General features: G+C 40.9%; 24 protein-coding genes. 12 read left to right on the top strand and 12 right to left on the bottom strand.

What is annotated here, in order from left to right; genetic code table 11:
* Nucleotides 1-20: 20 nt before the first annotated feature.
* The gene (locus ACXAH9_RS08315; protein ID WP_474894400.1) at nt 21-611 is read right to left on the bottom strand and encodes a chemotaxis protein CheW; all 591 of its coding nucleotides are present in this window, start codon (nt 609-611) and stop codon (nt 21-23) included.
* 220 nt (nt 612-831) lie between these two features.
* Here ACXAH9_RS08315 and ACXAH9_RS08320 point away from each other — a divergent pair, with 220 nt between their 5' ends.
* The 4 genes from ACXAH9_RS08320 (at nt 832) to ACXAH9_RS08335 (ending at nt 5,793) form a co-directional block, all read left to right on the top strand.
* Nucleotides 832-1,251 carry a DUF2061 domain-containing protein gene (locus tag ACXAH9_RS08320; RefSeq protein WP_474894401.1) on the top strand — a complete coding sequence of 140 codons (420 nt, stop codon included), beginning with the start codon at nt 832-834 and terminating at the stop codon, nt 1,249-1,251.
* A gap of 92 nt (nt 1,252-1,343) precedes the next feature.
* Nucleotides 1,344-2,159: a hypothetical protein gene (locus ACXAH9_RS08325; protein WP_474894402.1), complete on the top strand. Its 816-nt coding sequence runs from the start codon at nt 1,344-1,346 to the stop codon at nt 2,157-2,159.
* 65 nt (nt 2,160-2,224) lie between these two features.
* On the top strand, nt 2,225-5,416 hold the full coding sequence (locus ACXAH9_RS08330; RefSeq protein ID WP_474894403.1) for an ATP-binding cassette domain-containing protein: 3,192 nt from the start codon (nt 2,225-2,227) through the stop codon (nt 5,414-5,416).
* Nucleotides 5,413-5,793 carry a DoxX family protein gene (locus ACXAH9_RS08335; protein WP_474894404.1) on the top strand — a complete coding sequence of 127 codons (381 nt, stop codon included), beginning with the start codon at nt 5,413-5,415 and terminating at the stop codon, nt 5,791-5,793. Before ACXAH9_RS08330 ends, ACXAH9_RS08335 begins: the two co-directional genes overlap by 4 nt.
* On the opposite strand, the gene ACXAH9_RS08340 is transcribed toward ACXAH9_RS08335, so the two are convergent.
* From ACXAH9_RS08340 to ACXAH9_RS08350, 3 genes are read right to left on the bottom strand one after another with little or no spacing between them, the layout of a single operon-like run.
* Nucleotides 5,779-6,372 carry a pseudouridine synthase gene (locus ACXAH9_RS08340; protein ID WP_474894405.1) on the bottom strand — a complete coding sequence of 198 codons (594 nt, stop codon included), beginning with the start codon at nt 6,370-6,372 and terminating at the stop codon, nt 5,779-5,781. The genes ACXAH9_RS08335 and ACXAH9_RS08340 overlap by 15 nt on opposite strands.
* A complete protein-coding gene (locus ACXAH9_RS08345) occupies nt 6,365-6,727 on the bottom strand; it encodes a VanZ family protein (RefSeq protein WP_474894406.1) in 363 nt (120 codons plus the stop codon). The genes ACXAH9_RS08340 and ACXAH9_RS08345 overlap by 8 nt, the downstream gene beginning before the upstream one ends.
* Before the next feature lie 2 nt (nt 6,728-6,729).
* Nucleotides 6,730-7,461 carry an MBL fold metallo-hydrolase gene (locus ACXAH9_RS08350; RefSeq protein ID WP_474894407.1) on the bottom strand — a complete coding sequence of 244 codons (732 nt, stop codon included), beginning with the start codon at nt 7,459-7,461 and terminating at the stop codon, nt 6,730-6,732.
* 41 nt (nt 7,462-7,502) lie between these two features.
* On the opposite strand from ACXAH9_RS08350, the gene ACXAH9_RS08355 reads away from it, so the two are divergent.
* Nucleotides 7,503-8,162 carry an alpha/beta hydrolase family protein gene (locus tag ACXAH9_RS08355; protein WP_474894408.1) on the top strand — a complete coding sequence of 220 codons (660 nt, stop codon included), beginning with the start codon at nt 7,503-7,505 and terminating at the stop codon, nt 8,160-8,162.
* Here ACXAH9_RS08355 and ACXAH9_RS08360 read toward each other — a convergent pair.
* The 6 genes from ACXAH9_RS08360 to rimK all read right to left on the bottom strand — a co-directional run bounded on the left by ACXAH9_RS08360 (nt 8,159) and on the right by rimK (nt 13,187).
* Complete coding sequence (locus ACXAH9_RS08360) at nt 8,159-9,523, bottom strand: hypothetical protein (protein WP_474894409.1); 1,365 nt, start codon at nt 9,521-9,523, stop codon at nt 8,159-8,161. The genes ACXAH9_RS08355 and ACXAH9_RS08360 overlap by 4 nt on opposite strands.
* The gene (locus ACXAH9_RS08365; protein WP_474894410.1) at nt 9,516-10,259 is read right to left on the bottom strand and encodes a TIGR04283 family arsenosugar biosynthesis glycosyltransferase; all 744 of its coding nucleotides are present in this window, start codon (nt 10,257-10,259) and stop codon (nt 9,516-9,518) included. The genes ACXAH9_RS08360 and ACXAH9_RS08365 overlap by 8 nt, the downstream gene beginning before the upstream one ends.
* A 61-nt stretch (nt 10,260-10,320) precedes the next feature.
* Nucleotides 10,321-10,689, bottom strand: coding sequence for a hypothetical protein (locus tag ACXAH9_RS08370; protein WP_474894411.1), 369 nt, complete (start codon nt 10,687-10,689; stop codon nt 10,321-10,323).
* Complete coding sequence (locus ACXAH9_RS08375; RefSeq protein WP_474894412.1) at nt 10,686-11,294, bottom strand: tetratricopeptide repeat protein; 609 nt, start codon at nt 11,292-11,294, stop codon at nt 10,686-10,688. The genes ACXAH9_RS08370 and ACXAH9_RS08375 overlap by 4 nt, the downstream gene beginning before the upstream one ends.
* Nucleotides 11,295-11,296: 2 nt before the next feature.
* Nucleotides 11,297-12,142, bottom strand: coding sequence for a non-homologous end joining protein Ku (gene ku, locus ACXAH9_RS08380; RefSeq protein ID WP_474894413.1), 846 nt, complete (start codon nt 12,140-12,142; stop codon nt 11,297-11,299).
* A 160-nt stretch (nt 12,143-12,302) separates the two neighbouring features.
* Nucleotides 12,303-13,187, bottom strand: a complete 885-nt coding sequence (gene rimK / locus ACXAH9_RS08385; RefSeq protein WP_474894572.1) for a 30S ribosomal protein S6--L-glutamate ligase — start codon at nt 13,185-13,187, stop codon at nt 12,303-12,305.
* 177 nt (nt 13,188-13,364) lie between these two features.
* Here rimK and tyrS point away from each other — a divergent pair, with 177 nt between their 5' ends.
* The 4 genes from tyrS to ACXAH9_RS08405 all read left to right on the top strand — a co-directional run bounded on the left by tyrS (nt 13,365) and on the right by ACXAH9_RS08405 (nt 17,486).
* Nucleotides 13,365-14,642: a tyrosine--tRNA ligase gene (gene tyrS, locus ACXAH9_RS08390; protein ID WP_474894414.1), complete on the top strand. Its 1,278-nt coding sequence runs from the start codon at nt 13,365-13,367 to the stop codon at nt 14,640-14,642.
* A 175-nt stretch (nt 14,643-14,817) separates the two neighbouring features.
* Nucleotides 14,818-15,180, top strand: coding sequence for a hypothetical protein (locus ACXAH9_RS08395; protein WP_474894415.1), 363 nt, complete (start codon nt 14,818-14,820; stop codon nt 15,178-15,180).
* A 299-nt stretch (nt 15,181-15,479) separates the two neighbouring features.
* Nucleotides 15,480-16,688 carry a PKD domain-containing protein gene (locus ACXAH9_RS08400; protein ID WP_474894416.1) on the top strand — a complete coding sequence of 403 codons (1,209 nt, stop codon included), beginning with the start codon at nt 15,480-15,482 and terminating at the stop codon, nt 16,686-16,688.
* A gap of 234 nt (nt 16,689-16,922) precedes the next feature.
* Complete coding sequence (locus ACXAH9_RS08405) at nt 16,923-17,486, top strand: hypothetical protein (RefSeq protein WP_474894417.1); 564 nt, start codon at nt 16,923-16,925, stop codon at nt 17,484-17,486.
* Nucleotides 17,487-17,647: 161 nt separating this feature from the next.
* Here ACXAH9_RS08405 and ACXAH9_RS08410 read toward each other — a convergent pair whose 3' ends face one another.
* On the bottom strand, nt 17,648-18,727 hold the full coding sequence (locus ACXAH9_RS08410; protein WP_474894418.1) for an AI-2E family transporter: 1,080 nt from the start codon (nt 18,725-18,727) through the stop codon (nt 17,648-17,650).
* Nucleotides 18,728-18,792: 65 nt separating this feature from the next.
* On the opposite strand from ACXAH9_RS08410, the gene ACXAH9_RS08415 reads away from it, so the two are divergent.
* The gene (locus ACXAH9_RS08415; protein ID WP_474894419.1) at nt 18,793-19,368 is read left to right on the top strand and encodes a hypothetical protein; all 576 of its coding nucleotides are present in this window, start codon (nt 18,793-18,795) and stop codon (nt 19,366-19,368) included.
* On the opposite strand, the gene ACXAH9_RS08420 is transcribed toward ACXAH9_RS08415, so the two are convergent.
* Nucleotides 19,369-19,782 carry an OmpA family protein gene (locus ACXAH9_RS08420; RefSeq protein WP_474894420.1) on the bottom strand — a complete coding sequence of 138 codons (414 nt, stop codon included), beginning with the start codon at nt 19,780-19,782 and terminating at the stop codon, nt 19,369-19,371.
* A 141-nt stretch (nt 19,783-19,923) separates the two neighbouring features.
* Here ACXAH9_RS08420 and ACXAH9_RS08425 point away from each other — a divergent pair, with 141 nt between their 5' ends.
* A complete protein-coding gene (locus ACXAH9_RS08425) occupies nt 19,924-23,157 on the top strand; it encodes a WD40/YVTN/BNR-like repeat-containing protein (RefSeq protein ID WP_474894421.1) in 3,234 nt (1,077 codons plus the stop codon).
* Nucleotides 23,158-23,214: 57 nt separating this feature from the next.
* Nucleotides 23,215-25,575, top strand: a complete 2,361-nt coding sequence (locus ACXAH9_RS08430) for a penicillin acylase family protein (RefSeq protein ID WP_474894422.1) — start codon at nt 23,215-23,217, stop codon at nt 25,573-25,575.
* The last annotated feature ends 23 nt before the right edge of the window (nt 25,576-25,598 follow it).

Consider the following 25,598-nt stretch of genomic DNA (forward strand, 5'->3'; position numbering starts at 1 on the left):
CTATTCTGTAAATAAAGCATTTAGCTTACTACGGTGAATTTGTCACTCGAAATCATTCCTAATATATCGAATAGGATAATCATTCGGCGATCTTTTTTAATAATTCCTTTTAAGTATTTCTGACCTACTGTGGATTTTAGTCTTGTGGTTGATAATGACTCAATCATATCATCTGAAACTATTAATGTATCCGGGACATCCGGAATTGCAATTCCCATTTGATAGTTTTCAACATTCAATACCAATAGGTATTTTGGTTGAGCACTATTTTCAATCTTAAAAAAATCAGCTAAATCTAGAATTCCATATATATTTCCCCGTACGTTAGCCATTCCTTTGATATAATCAGGCATTTGTGGCACATAAGCAAGGGGTGGATATGGCACTACCTCCCTAACCAGATTGATTGAAACCGCATACTCCTCTCTACCTGACTTAAAGACACAAAATTGCTGATAAGATTTTATAGCTCCCTCACTCTCTTCCTGCTTTTCCTGTTCACTCGATTCCTGATTGGAATCATTTTCAGCAACCACCTGTGCCGGTTTAGCTGTGTCTTCGTCAGCTTTATTTGAAGTTTGAAGTTTTGTAAGATTTTTCCCCAGAGCCATTTAAAATATTCCCACCGTAAAAATGAAAGTTCTAATAAACTAAATTCAAATGACTTTTACCTAAAAGTGTATCAGTAAAATGATGAGCCCCTCATTAGTGGAACCACACAACAACCCTGAAATGTGATTAAATAATCAGCTGCAAAAGTTCTGAGTCGTTTTTCTAGATATCATAATATAAGAAACCAATCAAAGCCTATTTTTGCCTGCAACTCAAACAATGGAAGGCAGTAGAAAAAGACATTTTGTCAAGACAATAACCTGGAGAATCATAGCAACGGGAACAACCTTTGTGTTAACGATGATTTTCTTTCGAGATGATCCAAACGCCACAGAGAAAGCAGGTTGGGTTGCTTTGTTCGAGACCATTATAAAAATGGCTCTTTATTACTATCACGAAAGAATCTGGTTTAATGTAAAGCTGCAAATAAGAAGTGCAGTTCGTCATTTTTTCAAAACCATTACCTGGCGGGTCACGGCTTCGTTGACTACCTTCCTTATTGCCTTCATAATCTTTAGAGAAGATCCTGGGGCTGCTGAAAAAGCCACAGGTATAGCACTAATAGAGAGTGTACTGAAAATGCTATTTTATTATTTACATGAAAGAGCCTGGCATACTTCTAAATTTGGGCTCAAATAATTGTTTTAAGGTAAATTGGCCCGATAAGTGTTTGATGAATGTAATTATTAGTTTAATCTTGAATTTGAATTGACGATAAACAAACCAATCTCATGAAAAAGAACTTTATACACTTCTCATTATTTGCTTCCGCATTCTTTTTGATCTCTTGCGGTGGAGGAAAAAAGTCAGCTGAAGAGTCTACATCTGAAAAGAAAGAGGAAATTGAGAGTTTTGTGGAGAAGGAATTTACTTATCCCCTACCAACAGCCTTCGAAGTTTCTCAAATGTTAAGCAACGCAAATACATCTTACTCTCAGGATATTGTAAATGACCCGGCGAAAGTAGATCAGTATGTTGCTACGTGGCAAAAAGCTGCAAACCTTGGAGTCTATGGAGCTGACCTTAGCTATGCTGCTACTTTTGATAAAACTCAGGAAACCATTGATTTTCTTGACGTATCTAAAAAACTTATAGAGGATCTTAACATCACATCTGCTTTCAATGAGTCTATGGCTCAGCGAATTGAAAACAACATGGACAATGTTGACTCATTGATATTTATCGTTACAGAATCATTCTATGATACATATAATTATCTCAATCAAAATGGAGAAGAAAAAACTTCCATCCTTGTTATAGCAGGAAGTGTAATCGAAGGATTGCATATTACCTGTGAACTTGTAAAAATGAGTGAGAACAAAGGAGAGCTAATGGCCGTTCTAGCCAATCAGAAGGCTCAAGTTGTCAAGCTGGTGGAACTGATGGAGAATCACCAAGATGATGAAAACGTACAGAAAGTGCTTCCTAACTTAAGATTTATAAGCTTAACTTATGACCAGTTAGGAGAAGGAACAGAAATGACTGAGGGTCAGTTTACAGATATTGCTAACAATGTGAAAGAGATGAGAGATCACATCGTTGGATAATCTGAATTGAAAATATATTTTTAGAGCCTCAACCTTTGTTGGGGCTTTTTTTTACCTAATAAACCATGACCGAATCCATAATAAATGCATTAGTTCATCTTTTTGCCATCATAGAGAGCGCTAAAGAGGATACTGGTGTAGTGGATTCTGGAGAACTGGTCATTCGCCCCTATCTTCAAAAAAACCTTAACAACGAAACACTCACAGCGGAATACATCAAGCTTTTTTATGATTATCTCAATTTCTATAAAGATCAGCCCGCACCTAAAGATGCTGAAGGGATTACAATAGACAGTACCAGTATTCTCCAGATTGCAAAAATCTGTAATCAATTAAACAAAGAACTTCTTCGGTCCGAACGATTAATTGTATTCATGCAATTGATGGAGCTTATTCGTGCAGACGATAAAGTCACAGCCAAAGAAGAGGAATTTGCTGCGCTTGTTGCACTGAACTTTAACCTTGATCAGGAGGATGTGCTCAATCTTAAGAGCTTTATCCTTAAACCGGATGATAAAGACATTAATAAGGACAAGATCCTGATCATTGACAATAAACAGACAGAATGGCCGGAGGAGATGGCCTGGATCATCCGAAAAAAGAAAAAAGAAAATCAGGTTAGACATTTATTTGTACAGAATCTCTTCGGTAAGATCACTGTCCTATATCTTAAAAGTGTAAATACATTTGTTTTTCGATATGACGGTCCACTCAACCTCTTTCTGGAAGGGGTAAAAATCATTCCGGCTAAATCCTACATTCTCAAACCCGGCTCAATCATAAAGGGTCCCAATATCTCCTCCATTTATGAGTCTGAAATCACTAGAAAGTTCATTCAGGAGGAGTCTACTACACCAGTGGTTCTGGCTGGCGATAAGATTGAATTCAAATTCAAGAATAGCAGTAACGGCCTCAAGCCCTTTTCTTTCTCTGAAGACTCAGGGAGGTTGGTAGGCATCATGGGTGGTAGCGGTACAGGAAAAACCACGCTGATGAATATTCTGAATGGCAAGATTCCTATTGATAATGGGCGTCTGCATATAAATGGTTTTTCGCTTGAACAGGCTACTACAGAGGGGGTTATTGGATATGTCCCGCAGGATGACCTCCTTTTTGAAGAGCTAACAGTATATCAAAACCTCTACTTTAATGCTAAAACATGCTTCAGTGACTTTTCAGAAGACCTGATTGACACAACGGTTAATAAAGTTTTAGAAGATCTTGATCTTGAAGATATCAAGGACCTGAGAGTTGGTAACCCACTTAATAAAACCATTTCTGGAGGACAAAGAAAACGGCTAAATATAGCATTAGAGCTGATGAGGGAGCCATCTGTGCTCTTTGTAGATGAGCCTACTTCCGGGCTCTCATCCATGGACTCAGAGAAAATGATGTTGCTGCTCAAGGACCTCACAAGAAAAGGTAAACTTGTAGTCGCCATTATTCATCAGCCTTCCTCCGAGATTTTCAAGTTGTTTGACAGGCTTTGGATACTGGATAAGGGTGGTTATCCGATCTATAATGGGAATCCCATCGACGCGGTTGTCTACTTCAAAACCATGAATACTCAGGTAAATGCTGCTGAGAGCGAGTGTCCTCGCTGTGGCAATGTCATTCCTGAACAGATCCTTCAGATCATTGAAGCAAGGGAAATAGACGAGCGTGGCAGAAGCACCAAAAAACGTCGGGTAAATCCATCGGTGTGGTACTCTAAATACAAGGAGAATATTTTACCAAAGCTGGTTCGACTGAAATATGAGTCGGTTCTCCCTCCTACAAACTTCCGTATACCGGACGGCTGGAATCAGTTCAAAATATTCAGTAAGCGTAACCTTCTGTCTAAGATTTCCAACAGGCAATATGTATTAATAAATATGCTTGAAGCTCCGGTTCTGGCATTTATTCTAGGCTACTTCTCAAAGTATTCGCCTGAAAAGACTTATGCCTTTTCGGAGAACATCAATCTTCCGGTTTACCTGTTCATGTCCATTGTAGTTTCCCTTTTTATGGGACTGACTGTAAGTGCGCAGGAAATTTATAAGGATCGGCAAATTCTTGAGCGAGAATCTTTTTTGAACTTATCTCGCCTTAGTTATATCAACTCTAAGGTGGTATATCTCTTCATTTTATCGGGTGTTCAAACGCTCTCGTTCGTCTTGATTGGAAATTACATCCTGGAGATTCACGGGATGACACTATACTATTGGGTTGTGCTATTCACCGTATCATGCTTTGCCAATATGATCGGATTGAATATCTCCTCGGCACTCAACTCGGTCATAAATATTTATATACTGATACCTTTCATCCTTGTACCTCAGCTTCTGCTTGGCGGAGCAATGATCAAGTTCGATGAGTTGCATCACTCCATTAATAATCAGAAGAATGTACCAATCGTAGGCGACATGATGGCTTCCAGATGGGCATATGAGGCCTTGGCGGTGGCTCAATTCAGATATAACCACTACGAGAAACACTTTTTTGAAGCGAATATGGAGATCAGTAAGAATTCGGCATACAGATCTTATATGGTCCCTGAAATGAAAAGCCTCAATATGGGTATTTTGAGAGATAGTATTGACTGGAGCGATCGAACACGACAATTTAGGATTCTTAAACATGAAATCAAGCAGCTTTCAAAAGTTCACGGGTTAAGACCATTCCCATATACGGATCAAATAACACCTGAATTTTATTCAACTTCAATAGCAAGAAGGTTAAATACTTATCTGGCTTATGCAAAACAATATTTTGCAGATGCTTACTTAAAATCTCAAAAAAAGCGTGATGAAATTATTGAAGGTTTAATCGACAAGCTTGGTAAGGATGGATTCATTGAACTGGAAGAAAAATATCACAATGAATTTTTAGCAGCCTTATTAATGAATAGGACTCATTTTGATAAAGTTTATATCGGTGAGGATCAGCTAATTCAAAAAAAGGATCCAATATACATGCGTCCATACTCCAACATTGGTCGGGCTCATTTTTATGCACCTATGAAGGTCTTGGCAGGGTATGATATACCTACCTTCTATTTCAATATATGCTTCATCTGGTTTATGACTATCTTACTCTATTTGAGTCTGTTGGATAATACTTTGAAGAAAATTATCAAATTTTTCGAGTCGAAAGAGAAAGATGAAAGCAAACCCAGTAACTGGGTACGATTTTGGGATACATTTTTAATTATTATTAGCTCTCCAAAAGTCTATCACAGAGCTAGAAAAATCAAAAAAGCTGCAGATACAACATGATATACACGAATTTCGCATCTCTGATTTTAAGATTAAGTTTTAGTGGAATGCTACTTACCCATGGCTGGGGCAAGTTCAACCGGTTAATTTCCGGGAATCTTTCATTTAGTGATCCTATTGGAATCGGTGAAGCTCCAAGCTTAGTGCTGGCAGTTATCGGTGAATTCGTTTGTCCCATCCTATTGATCGTTGGGTTTAAATCCAGAATCAATGCAATTCCACCTGCAATCACCATGCTGGTTGCAGCCCTAATTGTTCATGCCGATGATCCGTGGAGAAAAATGGAATTCCCACTACTCTATTTTTTCGGATTTCTCGTAATATTTCTACTAGGAAGTGGGAAATACTCGCTGGATTGGAAATTAAAGAAGGTTTAGTTTCTTATAGATTACCTTCTCGCTTATCTGTGTTATTTCCCCAGACTGTAAAGGTTCTAGTCGGAGATCTTCGATTCCTACTCTGATTAATCGAAGTGTGGGATGTCCCACTTTAGCGGTCATTCGACGTACCTGTCTGTTTTTGCCTTCAGTCAATTGGATTTCCAACCAGCTTCTCTCTGGATGTTTTTGATAGTTAACCGGAGGATTTCTTTCAGCTATCTCGGGGTTTATAAGTTTGATTCGTGCCGGTTTCGTTCGATGTGTTTTCCCGCTCACATTAATATCCACTCCTTTTCTAAGATTGTTCAAGGCGTTGTTATCCGGCACCCCTTCCACTTCAACCCAATAGGTTCTTGAGTGACCATGTTTGGGATTTAGCAGTCTGTTGTTTAAGGACTTGTCATTCGTGAGAATAAGTAACCCCTCACTATCCAGATCTAATCTCCCTACCGGGTATACGTCTTTTGGTAGATCTTTGTAAACCTCACCAAGGCCAATGTTATTTCCTTCATTGGAAAACTGACTAAGCACCTTGAATGGCTTATGAATGATGAAATAAAGCTTCTTCTTAGCCACGATCAAATAGTTTGAAAACGACAAATCCAATAAGAACACCCAGCACATTAGCTGCAGCATCGACCCACTCAAAAAAGCGTTGCGAAAAGAAGATATATTGAACCAACTCCAGCACTAAACCATACAGTGACGCAAGAAACAAAAGCCAGTATGACCATTTTTTTGAGAGTTTTTCAGCCTTCTTGAAGGCAATTAAAAAACTGAGAACTAGAACAAAGTAGGCGAAACAGTGCTCAATCTTATCTACATAACTCACTCCTTCGATCTGGATAGGAATGGCCAGGAAAGTGGAGAGTAGGAAAATCCCAAATGCAACAGCAATTGCAGGAATAAACCATATGGTTGTTTTATTCAAAATCAAATAGTGATTTTTAAGCCGTCAGAGAGTTTGTTAAAAGACGTATCTGAGTATTCAATCACCTCATCAGCCATGTGGGTCAGCCACATCTGTTTGGTATTGAAAAGAGTTTGCTTATCTAAAAGTTCAGAATACCCTAAATGACCAAAACTTACCTTGTCAAGAAAATTGCACTCACATATAAACAAATCTGAACCGTCAGCCAATGGAATGAGATTATCTGTCCAGGAAGTATCTCCTGAAAAAGCGACAACCTTGCCATTCCACTCCATTCTGACACAATGAGGAATAGATGGAGGGCTGTGCTCAGATTTCCACGTATTGATCGTTTTGTCACCAAGTATCAAAGGTTCACCTTCTTTGTATTCATGGTAGGTTAGATCCATCTCCAGTGTCTTAGCAGCTGTACCTGCATACATGGCTTCCTGAAGATCATACACGCGTTTTGCCACTCCCTCCGGTCCTACAATTGTTAGTGGTTTTTTTCGTGGATTTTCAAACATGCTGCTTATAAGAAAAAACGGAATGCCACCGAAATGGTCGCCATGAAAATGAGTTATGATAATCGTGGAGATCGATTCCAGGTCGATCTTCTCATGTTTCAATCGAATCAGTGTAGTCGTTCCACAATCAAGTAACACTCGCTCATCTCCCTCTGAAATTAGGAATGAAGTATTATTTCTTCCCCCGTTACCAAAGGCATCACCGCAACCTAAGACAGTCAATTCCATAAAAATTCGATTCTTTTTTATGTGCCTTGTAAATTTACCCTATGGAGTTATTCTTGAATGATAAACTAGGAAAAATCACAGCTGAAGTAGATGAGGCAGCCAGACCACAGGCTGTACTAATCATAGCCCATGGAGCCGGAGCAGGCATGCACCATCCGTTTATGAGCACGTTAGCAAGAGGAGTTGCTGATGAAGACATTCATGCGGTTCGTTTCAATTTTCCTTACATGGAACAAGGAAGAAAGTCTCCCGGATCTCCCAAAGTAAATATTGAAACATGGCGGTTGATTGTAGAGCACATTGCCACCATATATGAAGGGTTGGACATCTTCATTTCCGGTAAGTCATATGGCGGACGTATGGCCTCTCACCTAATGGCAGAAGATCCAAGAGAAGATGTGAAAGGAATAATCTATTACGGATTTCCGCTTCATGCACCTGGCAGGGATTCAAAAGATCGCGCTGATCACCTTTCTGATGTTAAAGTGCCACAACTCTTTTTACAGGGGTCAAATGACAAGCTGGCCAATCTTGTGTTAATCAAAGAGGTGATAAATGAGTTATCGGAAGTAACACTGGACGTGATTGATGATGGAGATCACTCATTCAACGTTCCTAAGAAAAGTGGTAAGACAAAAGAGGAAGTAATGGAATTTTTGATCAAGAAATCAGCCGATTGGATCAAGTCTCAATTGGGTTAGTTTGGATTATACCAAAAGGGTACACTTACAAAGGGCGTCACGTCATCGACACCTGTAGAATCAATTCTCACCTTTTTAACATCCAGTTTGTTCTCTCCTATCACAAAATTATCAGTGGGAATAGTCGCTAATATTCCTTTCTGTTGTTTAGACGGATGAATATAAAAATGATAGCTTGGAGCGTCGTATACTGAATCATTGATACTGATTTGATAGATGGACTTTTGGCAGTCAAGAAGTCTCTCAAAATCTTCAGATGAATAATCCTGACCTGTAATTACAAAGTTTCCTCCAGTTCGTTCAATTCTCAACTTCCAGTTTAATCCATCATCTTTAATCGGCTCGAAATCGGGACAATTATTCCTCAGTAATTCATTATCCGCAGTGTTGTATCTTATGAAAATCTGAAAATGAGGTTTATCAATGAAGTTGGATGGAATGCTAATGGTATTAATGTTCTCGCCGATTGGACGTTTATCATCATAAGCATTAGTAGGCGCGAAATATTCGTTTTTCTCATCTTCCGGAAAAAATTGATATTGATCAAATGAAAAGAGAATTGTACCAAGAATAATAATCCCCACCAGGGAATATACAATCCTAATTCGCTTTTTGGAGAACTTACTAATCAAATAATAATAGATACTTCTACTCAAGCCGGAAAGCGTGATGACGTTGTAAAACTGATAGAATGGATAGTAGACTTTTGAAAACCACTTGATCTTTTTGAAAAAACCCAGAGTGAAATAATCGATCATGTAGATTAAGCCGGAGATTACAAGAACGAAGAAAATAATCGCCGCAAAAATCACCATTATCGTAACCCAGGTACCTGACAGGACTTTGATTACAGCACTTAGCCCCACCCCTGTTACTCCAAGTACAATCAAATACATTCCGAAAGCGATGAGGATCGAAATAACCAAAAAGGAGAAGGCGAAGATGACACTGCAAATTTCATCAAGCCGGATAACCAGTTTATCTAAACTAACTACCCGTTTTTTGAGCTTTTCAGTAAAAAAAGAGTTGTAATTAAGCTTTGCAAAATCAATGGTTGATTGTACTGATCTTAAGCCTATGGTTCCAATCCAAAAGCCCCTGAGCGTCAGGTGAATAATGAGACTGATAGTAAGTGCCATTATTGACCGCTGTATAAGCACAAGAAAGACATAAATGATTGAAATTGCAGAGTTGTTGAAGTTGTACTGATACAACAAATCCTTCAAGAAAATTTTGAACTCGGCATTTGCACCGATCAACAAAAAAATCGTGAAAGCGGAAACAAGCAATTCCAATTGCCAGCTTTCTCGCTCAAGTTTCTTAAGCCAGCCTTCTACTTGATCTTCCGGAATGTCACTCATGAGGTTTTAGGTTGCCTAAAAATAACTGATCCTGCTTATACTTTCCATTGAGCGCATTGCAATAATAATCCCTGATAACTATTGGATCATAACCTCTTTTATACATTTTCATGGCTTTTAGATTAACCAACTGCACTTTGAGGTAAGAATTCTCGTCGTATTTTCGGGAAGAGACTTTGATGCTTTTAGGAATGACTTTGAAAGAAATATTTTGCTTCGCCAACCGATCAAGGATGTTATAATCTTCCATGATGACAAATCGCTCATCAAATCCACCGACCTTATCAAAGACATCTTTGACTATGAATAGGGTTTGGTCTCCACCCCTACACCATTTGAAGGGAAATCGAGTAAAAAAACCATTGATATATAAAAGTGGATTACTGGGTTTGTGAAATTTATAGCGGTAGCATCCGCTTTGAATTCCATCACTGACTTGAGACTGAATATCGCTGTAAAAGGAATCAACCAGGATGGTGTCGGCATGAACAAAGTAAAGTACTTCACCTTTTGCTTTGCTTGCTCCGGCGTTCATCTGATGGGCTCTGGAGACCTTTTCTGATTTTAATACAAGGACCTCATATGAATTAGCAATCCGCAATGTATGGTCAATGCTTCCACCATCTACTAAAATGACCTCAAACATTTCCTTTTCCGGATGTTCGTAAAGCTGCTGAAGCAATCGACCCAGATATTCTTCCTCATTAAGTGTTGGTATAATAATGCTGATAAACACGGATCAGGTTTTCAGCTAGTTACGAAAAAAATCGGGAAGGTGTATTTCGAAAGAATGAAAATTACATCGCCTGACGATCCTGATTGTCTTGCTTCTTGCCTCCTTTTGCTTTTTCCATCGGTTTTTTGGCTTTCATGATCATGAACTTAGCTGCCAGATTCAAAAGTTCAGGCTGTCCGGAATAGCTATATCCAAGCTGCTGTAGTTCCTCAATGATTTTACTATATTCTTCTGCTTTGGATAAGGAGAAATTGTCTCCGTTTTGTAAGTAAACTGCCTCTATAACCCCAAGTGAATGTTTCAACATCCGAAATAGTTTTTGGTTTTTCGTCTCACGTTCTTCCCTGAAGTGCTTGGCATACACATCTGGCATGAGTTCCTTCAACCGTTCGAAATGCTCGCTGAGTACTGGATGTTTGTCTTTGGTCATTTGGCTATGGCGTTTAAGGTTTTAATTATTTCATTAGCTGTCTGATGCTCCGAGCTCGGAGCTAATTCTACGAATTTATTGATGCTTTGGATGGCTTCTTTGTATTTTTTTAGAGAAATCAATACCAATCCAAGGTTATAATAACTGTTTGGATACTCTGGTTCAATCTGGGCAGAGAGCTCATAATGCACTTTAGCTAGTTCCAGATTACCCAGATCAGAATAAACATTCCCCAGGTTATAATGAGCTTCAAAGTGCCTTGGATTCCTTTTCAGGCATTGCGTGAGATAATCAATCGCTTTGCTCAAATCTCCCTGGCCTGATTTAAGAATACCTAGATTACAGTAAGCGTCTTCAACTGACTGATCATTTTCGATCGCCAACAAATAATACTTCTCCGCTTCTTCCTTTCCCTCCTCATCCAGAGTCAATGCTTCTTCAAAGAAAGACCCTGCTTTTGGTAGTGAAACGATCGGTGCATCAGGTAACTGGTCAAAAATGTTAAGCTGCCCATAATCCTCCAGGTTAGGCCGCCTTCTTCTGCGAGCCTTCTTAGGCCCCAGTTTCTGCGGGGGATTAACCGGAAATTGAACAACTTTTGCCATTACTAGCTAGCTTTTCTCTTAACCTTTTTCTCTTCTTCTTGTGCTTTCTTATCCGCCTTTTTCATCGGCTTCTTGGTCTCTTTGGCCTGCTCAATGCTTGCTTTTAAAGCGGTCATAATATCTACCACTTCTGGTTCTTCCTCTACATAAGAGACAACCTCGTTTCCTTTGATCTTGTTATCGATCATATCACGCAAAGCATCATTGTATTTGTCTTCAAGCTCAATCTTTTTGAACTTCTTTGTCATCGACTTGATCAACATATTGGCAAGCTTCAATTGTTCCTCATCTGCTTCCTCTTCTATTCGAACGTTAGGAACATCTTTGATGCTTCTCACTTCGTTCGGATAACGAAGCTTGTGGATCATGATGCCACGCTCATGAGGTGTAAGTAGCACCGCACTTTCACGATCTCTCAACACCACTTTCCCAACGCCCACCTTGCCTGACTCTCTCAGTGCCTGACTCAACAAAGCATACGTCTTACTAGCTACATCTCCGTCAGGGCCAGCAAAATAGGGAGAATCATAAAGCATCTCGTGCACTTCGCCCGCATCTACAAATCCTTCGATTTCGATGACTTTCGTGCTTTTGAGCTTCACCTTTTCAAAGTCCTCCGGTTCAACGATGACAAACTGACCGGGCTCATACTGGTAGCCTTTGACAATATCTTCCTGACGAAGTACATCACCCGTAACCTTGTCCCGCTTCTCATACTTGACCGGATTATTGGTATCTTTTGAAAGGAGATTGAATTGTACCTTCTGTGCCGTATCAATGGCGTTGTAAATCCTGATTGGGATGGTGACCATTGAGAATCGAATATGTCCTTTCCAGATTGCCCGCATAAGTATGAATTTACTGATTTAGGCAGAAAATTAAAAATCTTTAACTTTTAATCAAAGTAAAGTATCTTAACTTATTGATAATTAATTATTTATATTAAATAGAATGAACTTAATGTAAAGTTTACATATCCATACAACTAATTAAATATCAAACACTTAACTAATCTTCATAATCTGCATTCCGTTCAATATATTTAATGATCTCGCCTGCAATGTCCTTTTCAGTAGCTGCTTCTATACCTTCTAAGCCCGGAGAGGAATTGACTTCCAGGATCAATGGACCTCTGCTGGATTGAAGCATATCCACTCCTGCTACTCCTAATCCCATGGCTTTTGCGGCTTTTAAAGCTGCTCGTTCTTCAGCATCAGTTAGCTTGATAATCTCCGCTGACCCACCTCGATGTAGGTTAGACCTAAACTCACCTTCTTTGCCCTGACGTTTCATTGCTCCTACTACCTGGTCTCCAATGACAAATACACGAATATCAGCACCGCCAGCTTCCTTAATAAATTCCTGCACAATCACACGCGCTTTCAACCCATTAAATGCCTCAAGCACCGATTCGGCTGCCTTCGTCGTTTCGGCCAAAACCACTCCCAGGCCCTGAGTGCCTTCCAGCAATTTGATAACACAAGGCGCACCTCCAACTGCGCTAATGGGCATTTCTACATCCTTTGAATAATTGGTAAAGACTGTCTTTGGAAGTCCAAGACCTGCTCGAGATAGAATCTGCAAACTTCTAAGTTTATCCCGCGAACGCACAAGGGCGACTGACTCTGTGGTGGAAAAAACACCCATCATTTCGAACTGACGAACAACAGCTGTTCCAAAAAATGTCACTGAGGCGCCAATCCGTGGAATGATCGCGTGAACATCTTGTATTTGTTCTCCTTTGAAATATACCTTCGGTTTTTTCTTCTCAATCTCAATGTTGCATCTTGAATGATCGACAACAAGCATTTCGTGACCTTTTTGTTCACCTGCTTCTACGAGTCTCTTTGTAGAGTATAGATTAGGATTTCGAGATAATACTGCAATTCGCATACTGTCGTTTTTTAGGGTTCTTAATTGGTCCATGACAAATATATGGGGTCATACAAATCAAACCCCTATGATTGATGTCAACTTTAAGTTAAAGCATTTAAAATGGATATAAAGGACCATTTAGTTGATGCAAACAAACAAGCCTCCTATTTTTGCGCCCTTATTTAAACCAAATCAATGAAGGACTTTGTAGAAGAGCTAAAATGGAGAGGCATGGTACACGATATCATGCCAGGTACACAGGAAGAACTGAATAAGGGCATGACTGCAGCTTATATCGGTTTTGATCCAACTGCCGATTCACTTCATATTGGTAACATGGTGCAAATCATGACCCTTGTGCATTTTCAAAAGTGCGGTCATAAACCCATTGCATTAGTCGGTGGAGCTACAGGCATGGTGGGTGATCCTTCAGGAAAATCATCGGAGCGTAACTTACTTGATGAAGACACACTTAATCACAACCTATCCTGCGTTAAACAACAGCTTGAGAACTTCCTTGATTTCGAAGGCGAGAATGCCGCAGAGGTTGTAAATAACTACGATTGGTTTAAAGACTTTAACTTCCTTGACTTCATTCGTGATGTAGGTAAACACATCACGGTCAACTATATGATGGCCAAGGATTCTGTTAAGTCACGACTGGAAACGGGACTTTCCTTCACAGAATTCTCCTATCAATTGGTACAGGGCTATGATTTCTACTATTTGTGGAAGAACAAAAACGCGAAACTTCAACTTGGCGGTTCGGATCAATGGGGAAACATTGTTACGGGTACCGAGCTTATTCGAAGGAAAGAACAAGGTGAGGCATTTGCCATGACTACTCCACTAATCACCAAGGCAGATGGATCCAAATTTGGTAAATCTGAAGGTGGCAATATTTGGTTGGACGCTGAAAAGACGTCACCTTACCAATTCTACCAATACTGGATCAATTCTTCCGATGCAGATGTCGAGAACTACATCAAGATTTTTAGTTTGAAAGGTCGAGAGGAAATTGAATCATTGATTGCTGAACATAGAGAAGCTCCGCACCAACGTTTGCTTCAGCGGACACTGGCTGAAGAGCTCACAGAAAGAGTCCACTCGAAAGAAGACCTGGATACCGCCATCAAAGCCAGCTCAATCTTGTTTGGAAAGTCTACTACTGAAGACCTGGAAAGCTTGAATGAAAGGACATTACTTCAGGTGTTTGAAGGCGTGCCGCAAACAGAAGTCAGTAAAGGTGAGCTGGCAGGAAATGATGTGACAACATTCTTGAGTGAAACAACTCAGAATATCATTTTCAAATCCAAAGGGGAAGCAAGAAAGATGATCCAGGGTGGTGGTGTCAGCATCAACAAAATAAAAATCACTGCTCCTGATCAGTCAGTAGATTTTAGTTTGCTGCAGGATAAGTATTTACTGGCTCAGCGAGGGAAGAAAAATTATTACCTGATCAAGGTGGTGTAAAAGGAAACTCATACCCATGCTCATCTTATAGAAAACATGAATCGTTAAAGCGATTAGAAGATTCCTGTTAGCATCCCTATTTGGAAATAACCGCGCACTTTGCGTTATTTGAAAGGTTAATAACAGGAATATTCCTGTTATTAAGATGTTACCCACAATACTCTTCTGATCGCATATGAACGTTGAACATCGAGATTATTCATTTGCCGAATGGAACGGGCTAACTTTCGAACAACAGCGTGACATTGCCAACAACTACTGGAATCCATACGAACCGGAACTAGGAAGACCAACTCGTGAAGCAATTTTGAGCGCATTTCGTAACTCTCTGATCGCAGAACTTGAATACTGTGAACATAGATATTTCGGATTTTATGCTGAAGCTATCTTCGCTATTCCGCACGAACCAACTACCAGACTGCCAACAAAATTTGCCGGACTAACTGTCAACAGAGGACGCAAACTCGAACGCCTTGAAAATGGTGAATGGAAAATCAAGTGGGAACTCTCTGGAACTGAAAATCTGAAACTAGATTAAACTGTGGGTAACAAGCGCTAGCCCGCAGATGTCAAAGTGCTGCTAGCACCTTTCCTGCGGTTGTCCCGCTCCCTGTCCCTTCTGTACTTTTCATCTCACTGCTGAACGTCTCAGCTTCTGGCGAATGTCTTGTGTAACGCAGTGTTTCATAGCTAGCGTTGTGGGTGTGGGTCAGGTTCGCTACTTTTAATCTCAAAGAGCTAGATGTGGACATCCGCACGCTAGCTGAACGTTGTGCTTCATTTGGTGCCGTAAATATCTAGATTTCTTATCTTTAGATTAACCAAAACTTCAAGCCCATGAAAAAGATCAAGATAATATCACTAACCCTAATTCTCATTGGCTGTGGAATAATAGGAGATGATAGTGATGATGGAGGATTTGAAGCTATTGATATTGGAGCTCAATTCAGAATTTCTGAGAATCTAATTGTTGTTGGAGACACGGTTTACTTTGAAAATAACACCGATGAAGGTGAAACATTTCTTTGGGACTTTGGAGATGGTTCCACATCCTCAGAAATATCACCAACTCATCAATATAATGAGCGAGGTAGATTTAAAGTACTTCTTACAGCAATGAAGGATGGGTTGTCTGACACCTCAAGTAACTTTGTAGAAGTATTTGATTTTGTTCACATTAGTTTAGAACAATCAATACAAAAGGATTTCGGCGATCCAGGAGAGGTTCTAGGACCCGTGGTAGTTAAGGTAGCCAACCTTAGTGGCATTGGTGTTTCAGGAATTCTTGTCAATTTTGGCATTCCGGAAGATGTGGACGCAGATTATGGTACTATTTCAGAAAATCAAGTACTAACTGACGACCAGGGATTAGCTAAAGCAAGTTGGACTCTTGGATCTCATTACGACATTCAACGAATTTATGTGTCTATAGACCCTATTGATGAATTAAATCAAGATTTTTACTTTTTGACCGACTCAAGTTTAACAAATTTCGAGTTCGAGTCACAATTGCGTTTCTTTATGAGTGCTCAAATTAACGACGAAGAAGTTCTTTATGACAATTCCACACAAGATGTTTCCGAATTAATTTTTAGAGCTTTTCAAGATGAGTTGACATCTCAGATCACCATATCTGCAAGTTTTCCATGCCCTGAAATTCCCACATACAATGCAATAACATGGACTTTTGAATCAATGGATGTAGGTTGTGATCAATATTCGCTCGTAGAGGGTGAATATACATTTGTCGACGATGATCCGGATGCATGTGCTTTTAATCAAGTTATTGAAGGATTACGTTCTACTGTAAGCCTTCGAACAGATTGCATGGTAAGTACTGGATCTCGACCGCCCGGACCTGAGGGTTCAGTAATCATAACAAAAGTTCACTCTAGGTATTTAGAAGGTACTTTCGTATATCGGGATATACAATGTGTTGGGAATTTCGCTGGCCAAACGTGTCTGGAAGATCAGATTACCTATGAATTAAATAATGGAACCTTTAGAATACCCTTCTGTGATGATTGGTTTGGCAATTGTTATTAACGAAGCACAACAGGCGATATAGCGAATGGCCAACTGAGTCATTTGCTGACTTTGGAGCTAGCTTCACCGTTTCATCCCGTCCCCTGAATCTGCTGAGTTATCTGCTGGCCATTCTGCTGGGTTGAAGCAGAGACTTTCTAAGTGTAGGTACTTGCAAGCCTTGTGAGATATGACGGGATTTCACTACCTTTCTGCTTTTAGATAGGATATGGCCACTCGCCATATCTGATCGTTATGGACAATACCAGCATGCTAGCAAGGATACTTATTCTAACTCTTTTGACTTTTATTCAACTCAATTTGTACGCATGCCATTGCGGTTTTATTGAGAACTTACAACAAGCGCAACAAGAGGATTTTGAGAACTCAGAATTAGTCTTTGTTGCAGAAGTTATCAAGGTTTACGAAAGCGAAGAATATTCCAATGAAGGCTGGTTTAACAATGTAGTATATGAGCTTAAGGTCACGGAGAATTTTAAAGGAACCAAGGTTGATAAAATCATTAAGGGGAACGCACTAACAAGCTGTGATATTTATCCTAACGAGAACGAAACTTGGCTCGTTTACGCTAACACGGGAAAGAAAGGAATTATTTCTATTTCAGAGTGCGGTTTGTCAAGGTCTGTTCATGAACCTCAACGAATTATGTATCCGAAATATACACCCGAACCACCTCCAAAAGATTATGAACAGGATTCGGATTTCATGTTCAACATTGGAATTAGACTTGCTGAAATAAGACTTCAAGCGGCGAAGGATTTGAAGGAAGAAATTCAATGGCTAAGAACTAAAAAATAAAGTCCATAACAGTTGCTAGCACGAATGCGCCAGAGTGCTTTCTGCCAGTTTCAGTGCAACTCGACCGCTTCACTGCCCATTCTGCTACATTCATTTCCCCAAATCATCCTCGTTTGCAACGAGGACAACTAAACTGTAGCATTTTCAATGCATAGAAGATTTTAACCGCCCCCATTCAGCTTCTTTTTCTCCATTAGTCTCACTACTACTCCAGCATCTGACATATTTTCCAGGATGACTTTGAAGAGGAAGGTTAATGGTACCGCCAGCAGCATCCCGGCTGTCCCCCACAGGAAAGCCCAGAAGACAAAACCAAAGAGTACAGACACGGTATTCATCGAGAAGGAATCTCCCATGAGTTTTGGCTCAATTACATTTCCCATGATTAGCTGTACCCCCTCCAGACACACAAAAATCACCAGCACCTGAGAGACAGAGCTGGAATCGATGATACCCAAAACCAGCGGAGGAATAATGGCAATAAGCGATCCGATATACGGAATGTAGTTCAAAACGAAAGCCAGGAACCCCCAAAGCAATGCATAGTCAATCCCAAAAAACCAGCAAATTAGCCCAATTGCTATTCCGGTTAGAATACTTACTAACGTCTTTACCTTGATATAAGACCCAACTGAGTCTTTGATCCTTTTGAAGACTTGGAGTGACTTTTCTTTATTCTTGTTGTCGCTTCCTACAATGTAGGATACCGTCTGATCATATTGAGTAATTGCGCCTAGTAGCCCGGCAAAATAAAGGATGGTCATGAGCAATTCGGCTGCCATTCCACTTATGCTATTAATAAAAGAACCCGAAGCAGACCAGAACTGACCGGTTTGGATCATTTCCACTACCAAATCTCTCAGCTCTCCCTTCTTAAATGTAATCCCAAGATAAACCGTGTAATCATTAATGAATGGCCTCAGGTCATTGGAAATACTGTCAAGAATTACCTCACTATTATCAATCAAGGCTTGAATGACATTGAAAATCCCAAATCCTATGAAAAAGAATATGGTCATTGTGAAAAGAGTGGTCAATCCAATACTGACCGAAACCGGGAAAAACCTCTCCAGAAATTGCACCAACGGTTGAAACAGAACGGCAAAGAACAAAGCAAAGAACAAAGGCACCAGGAGATTGGATAATTCTCGCATCAGATAAAGGGTAGCTATACCCAAAAAAATCATTAGTATAACTTTGATATGCCTTAAAGAACGTTCCATTTCCGTTTGTGAACTCATAGCTGCAAAATAATTGAATTCAATCAGGAAACTTTTATCTTTAATCAGATTCAAACATATCAGTCATGAAAAACCTCACTTCACTAACCTCACTTTTTTTCATTTTACTTAGTTGCACCGGTCAGGAAATTCCTGATAAAGACTACCAGCTAGAAACGGCTGTGCTGGCTGCCCCTGAACATCAGCGAGCAGAGGCCACTGTAATGGGATTTAATAAGGATGGTGAGCTGGTCAAGCTAAAAGAAGGAACAAACGAATTCATTTGCATTGCTGATGATCCAAACAAGGAAGGGTTCAGTGTGGCAGCCTATCACAAAAGTCTGGAGCCCTTTATGGCCAGAGGAAGACAGTTAAAAGCTGAAGGACTTAGTTTCAAAGAAGTATTTGATAAGAGAGAAGAAGAAGTGAAAGCGGGAACACTGGAGATGCCAGATAAGGCTACTCTTTACGTAACAACAGGTGATCCCAATGAAGATACAGGTGATATAGACAATCTATATACCCGTTATGTAATCTATATTCCATACGCGACAGAAGAAACCACTGGCATGCCGCTTAGTCCTCCTGCTCCGGGTGCACCATGGATCATGGATCCGGGTACGCATCGTGCTCATATCATGATCAATCCACCGAAGAAATAGCTACATCACAACCGGCCAGAAAATGATATCTACCCTCCTGTTTTTACGTCTACCCTCCCAGGTATTGTTGTCGTAGACAGGATTGAACTGACCAAAATCTCGTTTCTCTATCTGGTTGGATTTAAACTCCAGGTTTAGCAGCTTCTGTATCACTGCATCGCCACGCATTTGCGATAACCATTCATTGTAGGCAGCACCTCCGATATTATCTGTATGGCTATGAATAGTAATGGTATAATCACGAATATCTTTAACCGAATCAACCAGGTGCATTAATTCTTCATACTGATATTCTTCTACGTAGTAGCTTCCTCCGCCAAAATAGATGCTCTTTAGAATATAAGCTTCTGGTTCATCCTGAGAGAAAGAAAACAGCGTTGATAACGCAAACAATATATAGGCTAAAGCGCGCACGATATTAAGTAAACGATCATCGCCATTCCTTGTTTCGTGGTTTTATATGACAAATCTGCCATTCATCATTTTAGCTCTTTGCTTCTCCCTGATCCTTTTTAAATTACTCTTAAACTCTTTTAACAGAAACCTAATAAAGATATGAAGTACAAATTACTCACAATGCTTCTGGCATTCAGTACGGTGGCACTCGCTCAGAAGCTGGATATGGAAGCTTTCAAAAACATGGCACCAAGAAACATTGGCCCTGCGGGAATGTCTGGTCGAGTTACAGCCATTGACGTAGTGACTGACGAACCTGACGTAATGTACGTGGGATCAGCCTCTGGTGGTGTCTGGAAATCAACCAGTGGCGGCATTGACTGGGAGCCAATCTTCAATGATCAAACGACAGCATCTATTGGAGCAGTCGCCATTCAACAGTCCAACCCATCAGTAGTATGGGTGGGTACCGGTGAAGGAAACCCAAGAAATTCTCTGAATGGCGGTGATGGTATTTACCGAACCCTTGACGGTGGTAAGACCTGGAAAAAAATGGGTCTTGAAAAAACGCGTCACATACACCGAATCATTATACACCCGGATGATCCGAATACCGTTTATGTTGGCGCAATTGGTTCGCCATGGGGTGAGCATGAAGAACGAGGGGTTTATAAAACCACCGATGGAGGCAAAACCTGGGATCGAATCCTGTTTACCAATATCCGGTCAGGTGCAGCAGAGCTGGTCATGGATCCCTCAAACCCAAACAAGCTCATTGCTGCCATGTGGGAGCACAAAAGAGATCCGTGGTTTTTCAAATCAGGAGGTCCGGGCTCAGGCATCTATGTAACTCATGATGGTGGAGAGACCTGGGAGCAGCGAACTGATGAGGACGGTCTTCCAAAAGGAGAGTTAGGAAGAATTGGACTGGCCATCGCTCCTTCCCGACCGAATGTCGTGTATGCCTTGGTGGAATCTAAAAAGAATGCACTTTACCGATCAGATGATGGAGGATTCAAGTGGAAAAAGATCAATGACAATAGTGATATTGGCAACAGACCTTTCTATTATCATGAAATCTATGTTGACCCAATTAATGAGAATCGCGTCTACAGCATTTTCACCTACGTAAATGTGTCAGTAGATGGAGGTAAGTCCTTTACTCAATTAATGGGCGCTTACGGGGTTGATAATGGCGTTCACCCGGATCACCACGCCTGGTACATCCACCCGAAAGATCCAAATTTTATGATGGATGGAAATGATGGTGGACTAAACATCACCAGAGACAGAGGAGAGACCTGGCGGTTTGTTGAAAATCTTCCAGTAGGTCAATTCTACCACATTGCCGTGGATAATGAAACTCCATACAATGTGTATGGCGGTATGCAAGACAATGGCTCATGGGCCGGACCTGCTTACGTATGGAAAGCGCAAGGAATTAGAAACCACTATTGGCAGGAAGTTTCATTCGGTGATGGATTTGATGTATTACCTGACCCAAGGAATAGCAGATATGGAATTTCTACGGCGCAGCAAGGTTACGCTGCAATCTATGATCGAAAAACCGGTTATAATGAGACCGTAAGACCTACGTATCCGGATGGTGATGTTGAATTAAGGTTCAACTGGAACGTAGGGATGGCAAGAGATCCTCAGAACCCATCCACTGTCTATTTCGGAAGCCAGTTTGTACATAAAAGCACAGACAATGGTCAAAACTGGGAGATCATCTCCCCTGACCTGACCACCAATGACCCTGAAAAACAAAAGCAGGGAGAAAGTGGTGGATTGACCATGGATGCAACGGGTGCTGAAAACTACTGTACCGTAATAGTTATTGAGCCATCTCCTCTTAACTCTGAACTGCTCTGGGTGGGCACGGATGATGGCAATGTGCAGATCACCCGAAATGGTGGTGACACCTGGACAAACGTGGGAGATCGTCTCCCCGGTTTACCAAAAGGAACATGGGTTACTCAGATCAAAGCATCCAACAAAAACGAAGGAGAAGCACTTCTTGTCGCCAATGATTACCGAAGGTTCAATTATACCCCTTACGCTTACCGTACGAGAGACTATGGTCAGACCTGGGAGCGAATCGTGGACAGTAACGACGTAGTAAGCTACACGCTTTCCATTGTTGAAGATCCTGAAGAATCCAGATTGCTTTTCCTCGGTTCAGACGATGGACTTTACGTTTCAATAGACGCAGGTGCCAACTGGACCAAGTGGGATTCTGAAGGTTTCCCAACAACCAATGCCTACGATATGGTAATTCACCCTGAAGAACATGATTTGGTTATCGGTACATTCGGAAGAGCTATATGGGTGATGGATGACATTCGCCCACTGCGGGAGATCGCTAAAAGTGGAAAATCCACTCTGGACAAAACACTGAATGTATACGATCCACCAGTAGCCTACGTGGCTTCCAATCAGCAACCTAAAGGATCTCGTTTTGGTGGTGATGCACTCTACAATGGAGAAAACAGACCTTATGGTGCTATGCTGACTTATTCCATCAATCGCCCGGAAGCAGAGAAAGAGGAGCCGAAAGAGGATAAGAAAGGAAAGAGTAAAAAGAAGAAAAACGAGCCAGAAGCAGAGGAAAAGAATGAGGAAGAAAAAGTCTCTTATGACTCACTTACAATTGAGATTTTTAACGGAGATGAGGTGATTAGAACGTTGAAATCTAAAGCGCCTGAGGAGAATGGCATCCACAGAACATTCTGGTACATGGATGAAAAAGGTGAAGGATTTATGAGTCGAAGAGAAAGAAGAGGAAATCGTGAGCCAGGAGGTGTCACAGTTCTTCCTGGATCCTACAAGGTACGATTCACATATGGTGATCAAATGGACTCTACCATTGTAGAGGTTCGTTACGATCCTCGAATTGAAATGTCCGATGCGGCAATCAGGGCACAATACAATGCATTAAAAGATTTAGAAAGCAAATATGCATTGGGCATCAAAGCGGTAGATCGCCTGAAAGAAAGCATTGACATTGCCAAAAGTATCCAGAGCGACCTGAAGGAGAAAGACAAAGAGGGGTACAAAGAGCAAGTTGAACTTTGCAAAACGACGATTGATACATTGAATAGCATGCTTGATGTATTCCTTGGTGAAGAAGACGATCGTCAGGGTATTACCCGAGGCACACCAAACAGTGTCAACAATTCATACTTCTCAGCAAGAAGGTACACTTCGAATGCCCTGCATGCCCCTGGTGAAACAGAGCAAAAGCTGATTGATAAATTCGAGAAGGATCTGGCGGAAGCGATAGATATGGTCAACGGCTATTACAATGAAAAATGGCCGGAGTTCAGGTCCCAGGTTGAGGGACTGGATACCTCACCCTTCAAAGACTATGAAGAAATAAAAGAAGAGTAACAACAAAAGCCGTCTCAAATTGGGACGGCTTTTTTATTTTGCTTCAAATTGACTCAAATGAAATTATTAAAGATCCTTGGCCTGCTTTTACTCCTGATCGTTCTGGGTGTGGCTGGTTATATTTTTTATCTCAAATCAACACTTACCCCCTCCTACTCAGGTACACGAGAGGTCTCAGGATTATCAGCAGATGTTGATATCTACTTCACTGATCATGGCATTCCGCACATTTATGGAGCGACGGAGGAGGATACATACAAGGCATTGGGATATATACACGCGATGGAGCGGTTGTGGCAAATGGATTTGCTCAGACATGTGGGAAGCGGAAGATTATCAGAACTGTTTGGTCCTGATATGATCAAAAATGATATGTTCCTTCGAACGATGGGCATCAGCGAGTATGCCCGTGAATCAGCTGCTGCATATGAGCAAAGAAAACATAAAAGTTTACCGTTAGTCAGGGCCTACATTGACGGTATCAACGAATACATCAATAATAATCCAAAGCCTCTGGAACATACCCTGCTTGGGTTGGAAGTGGAACCATTCGAACTTCAAAATGCATTTGAGATTCTTACCTACATGGCGTTCAGTTTCTCCAACGCCCACATCACAGACCCGGTGCTGACTGAGCTCTCAGATAAGCTTGATTCCACCTATTTAGAAGACCTCAATATTTATCAATATAAAGGTGAATCTATGCTTCGTTCATTCGATGATCGATATAGCGTGCAGGCAAAAGAAACAATAGCTGTTTTAGCGTCGCTAGGCGTTCCGGAATTCATCGGGAGTAATAGTTGGGTTCTCTCACCTGAAAAAACAGCCACTGGTCAAGTATTACTTTCTAACGACCCCCACATTGCCTTTTCACAACCTGCCGTATGGTATGAATCACATCTTTTTTCACCCACGCGTGAATATTACGGCTATCATGTTCCGGGAGCCCCATTCCCATTATTAATGCATTCTGAAGCCTATGCCACTGGCATTACCATGTTTGAGAACGATGACATGGACTTTTATGTCGAAGAGATTCATCCGGAAGACTCAAACAAATACATGCACCGTGGTGAGTGGAAAGACATTTCAACTTACGAAGAGATGATCAATGTTAAAGGAGAAAAGCCGGTAATGTTCAATATTCGAAAGACCGTTCACGGCCCAATCGTCTCAGACATTTTAAAAGAAGAACCACTTGAAGATATCGTGAGCATGTATTGGGTCACGACCAGTTTCCCAAGCTTCATGATGGAGGCAGTTTATGGCCTCTCCTATGCTGAAAATATGGAGGAAGTTGAGCGAGCAGCTTCGCTCATACATGGACCAGGACTGAACATTATGTACGGAGATTCTTCAGGAAATGTGGCCTGGTGGGCAGTCGGTAAACTCATCAAGCGTAGAGATGAGCGAACCAGCAAAACGTTTTATGATGGTTCCACAGGTCTTGATGATCCTGACAGCACGTATGCCTTCAGCAAAAATCCACATGCCATCAATCCACCCTGGGGTTATGTACACAGCGCAAATAATCAACCAGATACCGTGAATGGAGTATTGTACTCTGGATATTACCTGCCGGATGACCGGGGCGAACGGATCACTCAATTGCTGGACCCTGCCTCTTCATTAAAGGTAGACGATATGAAATCCATGCTTTTAGATGATAATTCTCTTATGATGAAAGCGGTAAAAGACATCATGCTAATCGCTATTGAAGAACCTGAAAGCAGTGATTTATTACAAGACCTGAGTCAATGGAATGGCGATTTCGATAGATCAGACTTTAAGCCACTGATATTCCAAAAATGGATCCACGAAACATTGAAAGCTGCTCAGCAAGACGAGATTGGCGAGGAGCTTTGGCCGATGTATAAGCGTTCACACACGTATAAGGTGGCCACCGAGCACTTGTTAAAAAACGAGAACTCCGCATGGTGGGATAATAACACTACCGAGGCTATTGAAACGAGAGATGATATCATCAGACAAGCCTTTGAAACTTCCATCTCAGATTTGAAAAACCACTGGGGAGATGATTACACCCTCTGGAGCTGGGGAGATGCACATGCATTAAGACACAATCATGCCATGGGTGAAGTAATCAGCTTTTTGAATGTGGGTGATTTTCCGGTTTCCGGAGGAAATGAGGTGCTCAATAATATTGGCTACACGTACAGTGAAGGCAAGAATCAAACGATCAGGTTTGGGCCTTCCACAAGAAGAATCGTTGATTTCTCCGATATCAGGAATAACAGCTGGAGTATCCTCCCTACCGGACAATCAGGAAATTACTTTAGTCCTTTTTATGCTGATCAGGCAGAAATGTTTGTGGAAGGAGAATTTCGGAAAATGATCATGGATCATGATTTGATTAAGCAATCAAATAATAAAATCACATTGACCACCAAAGACTGAACCGGAGGTATCAATGACATGTT

Source organism: Ekhidna sp. ABH4_415 (genome assembly GCF_056161305.1).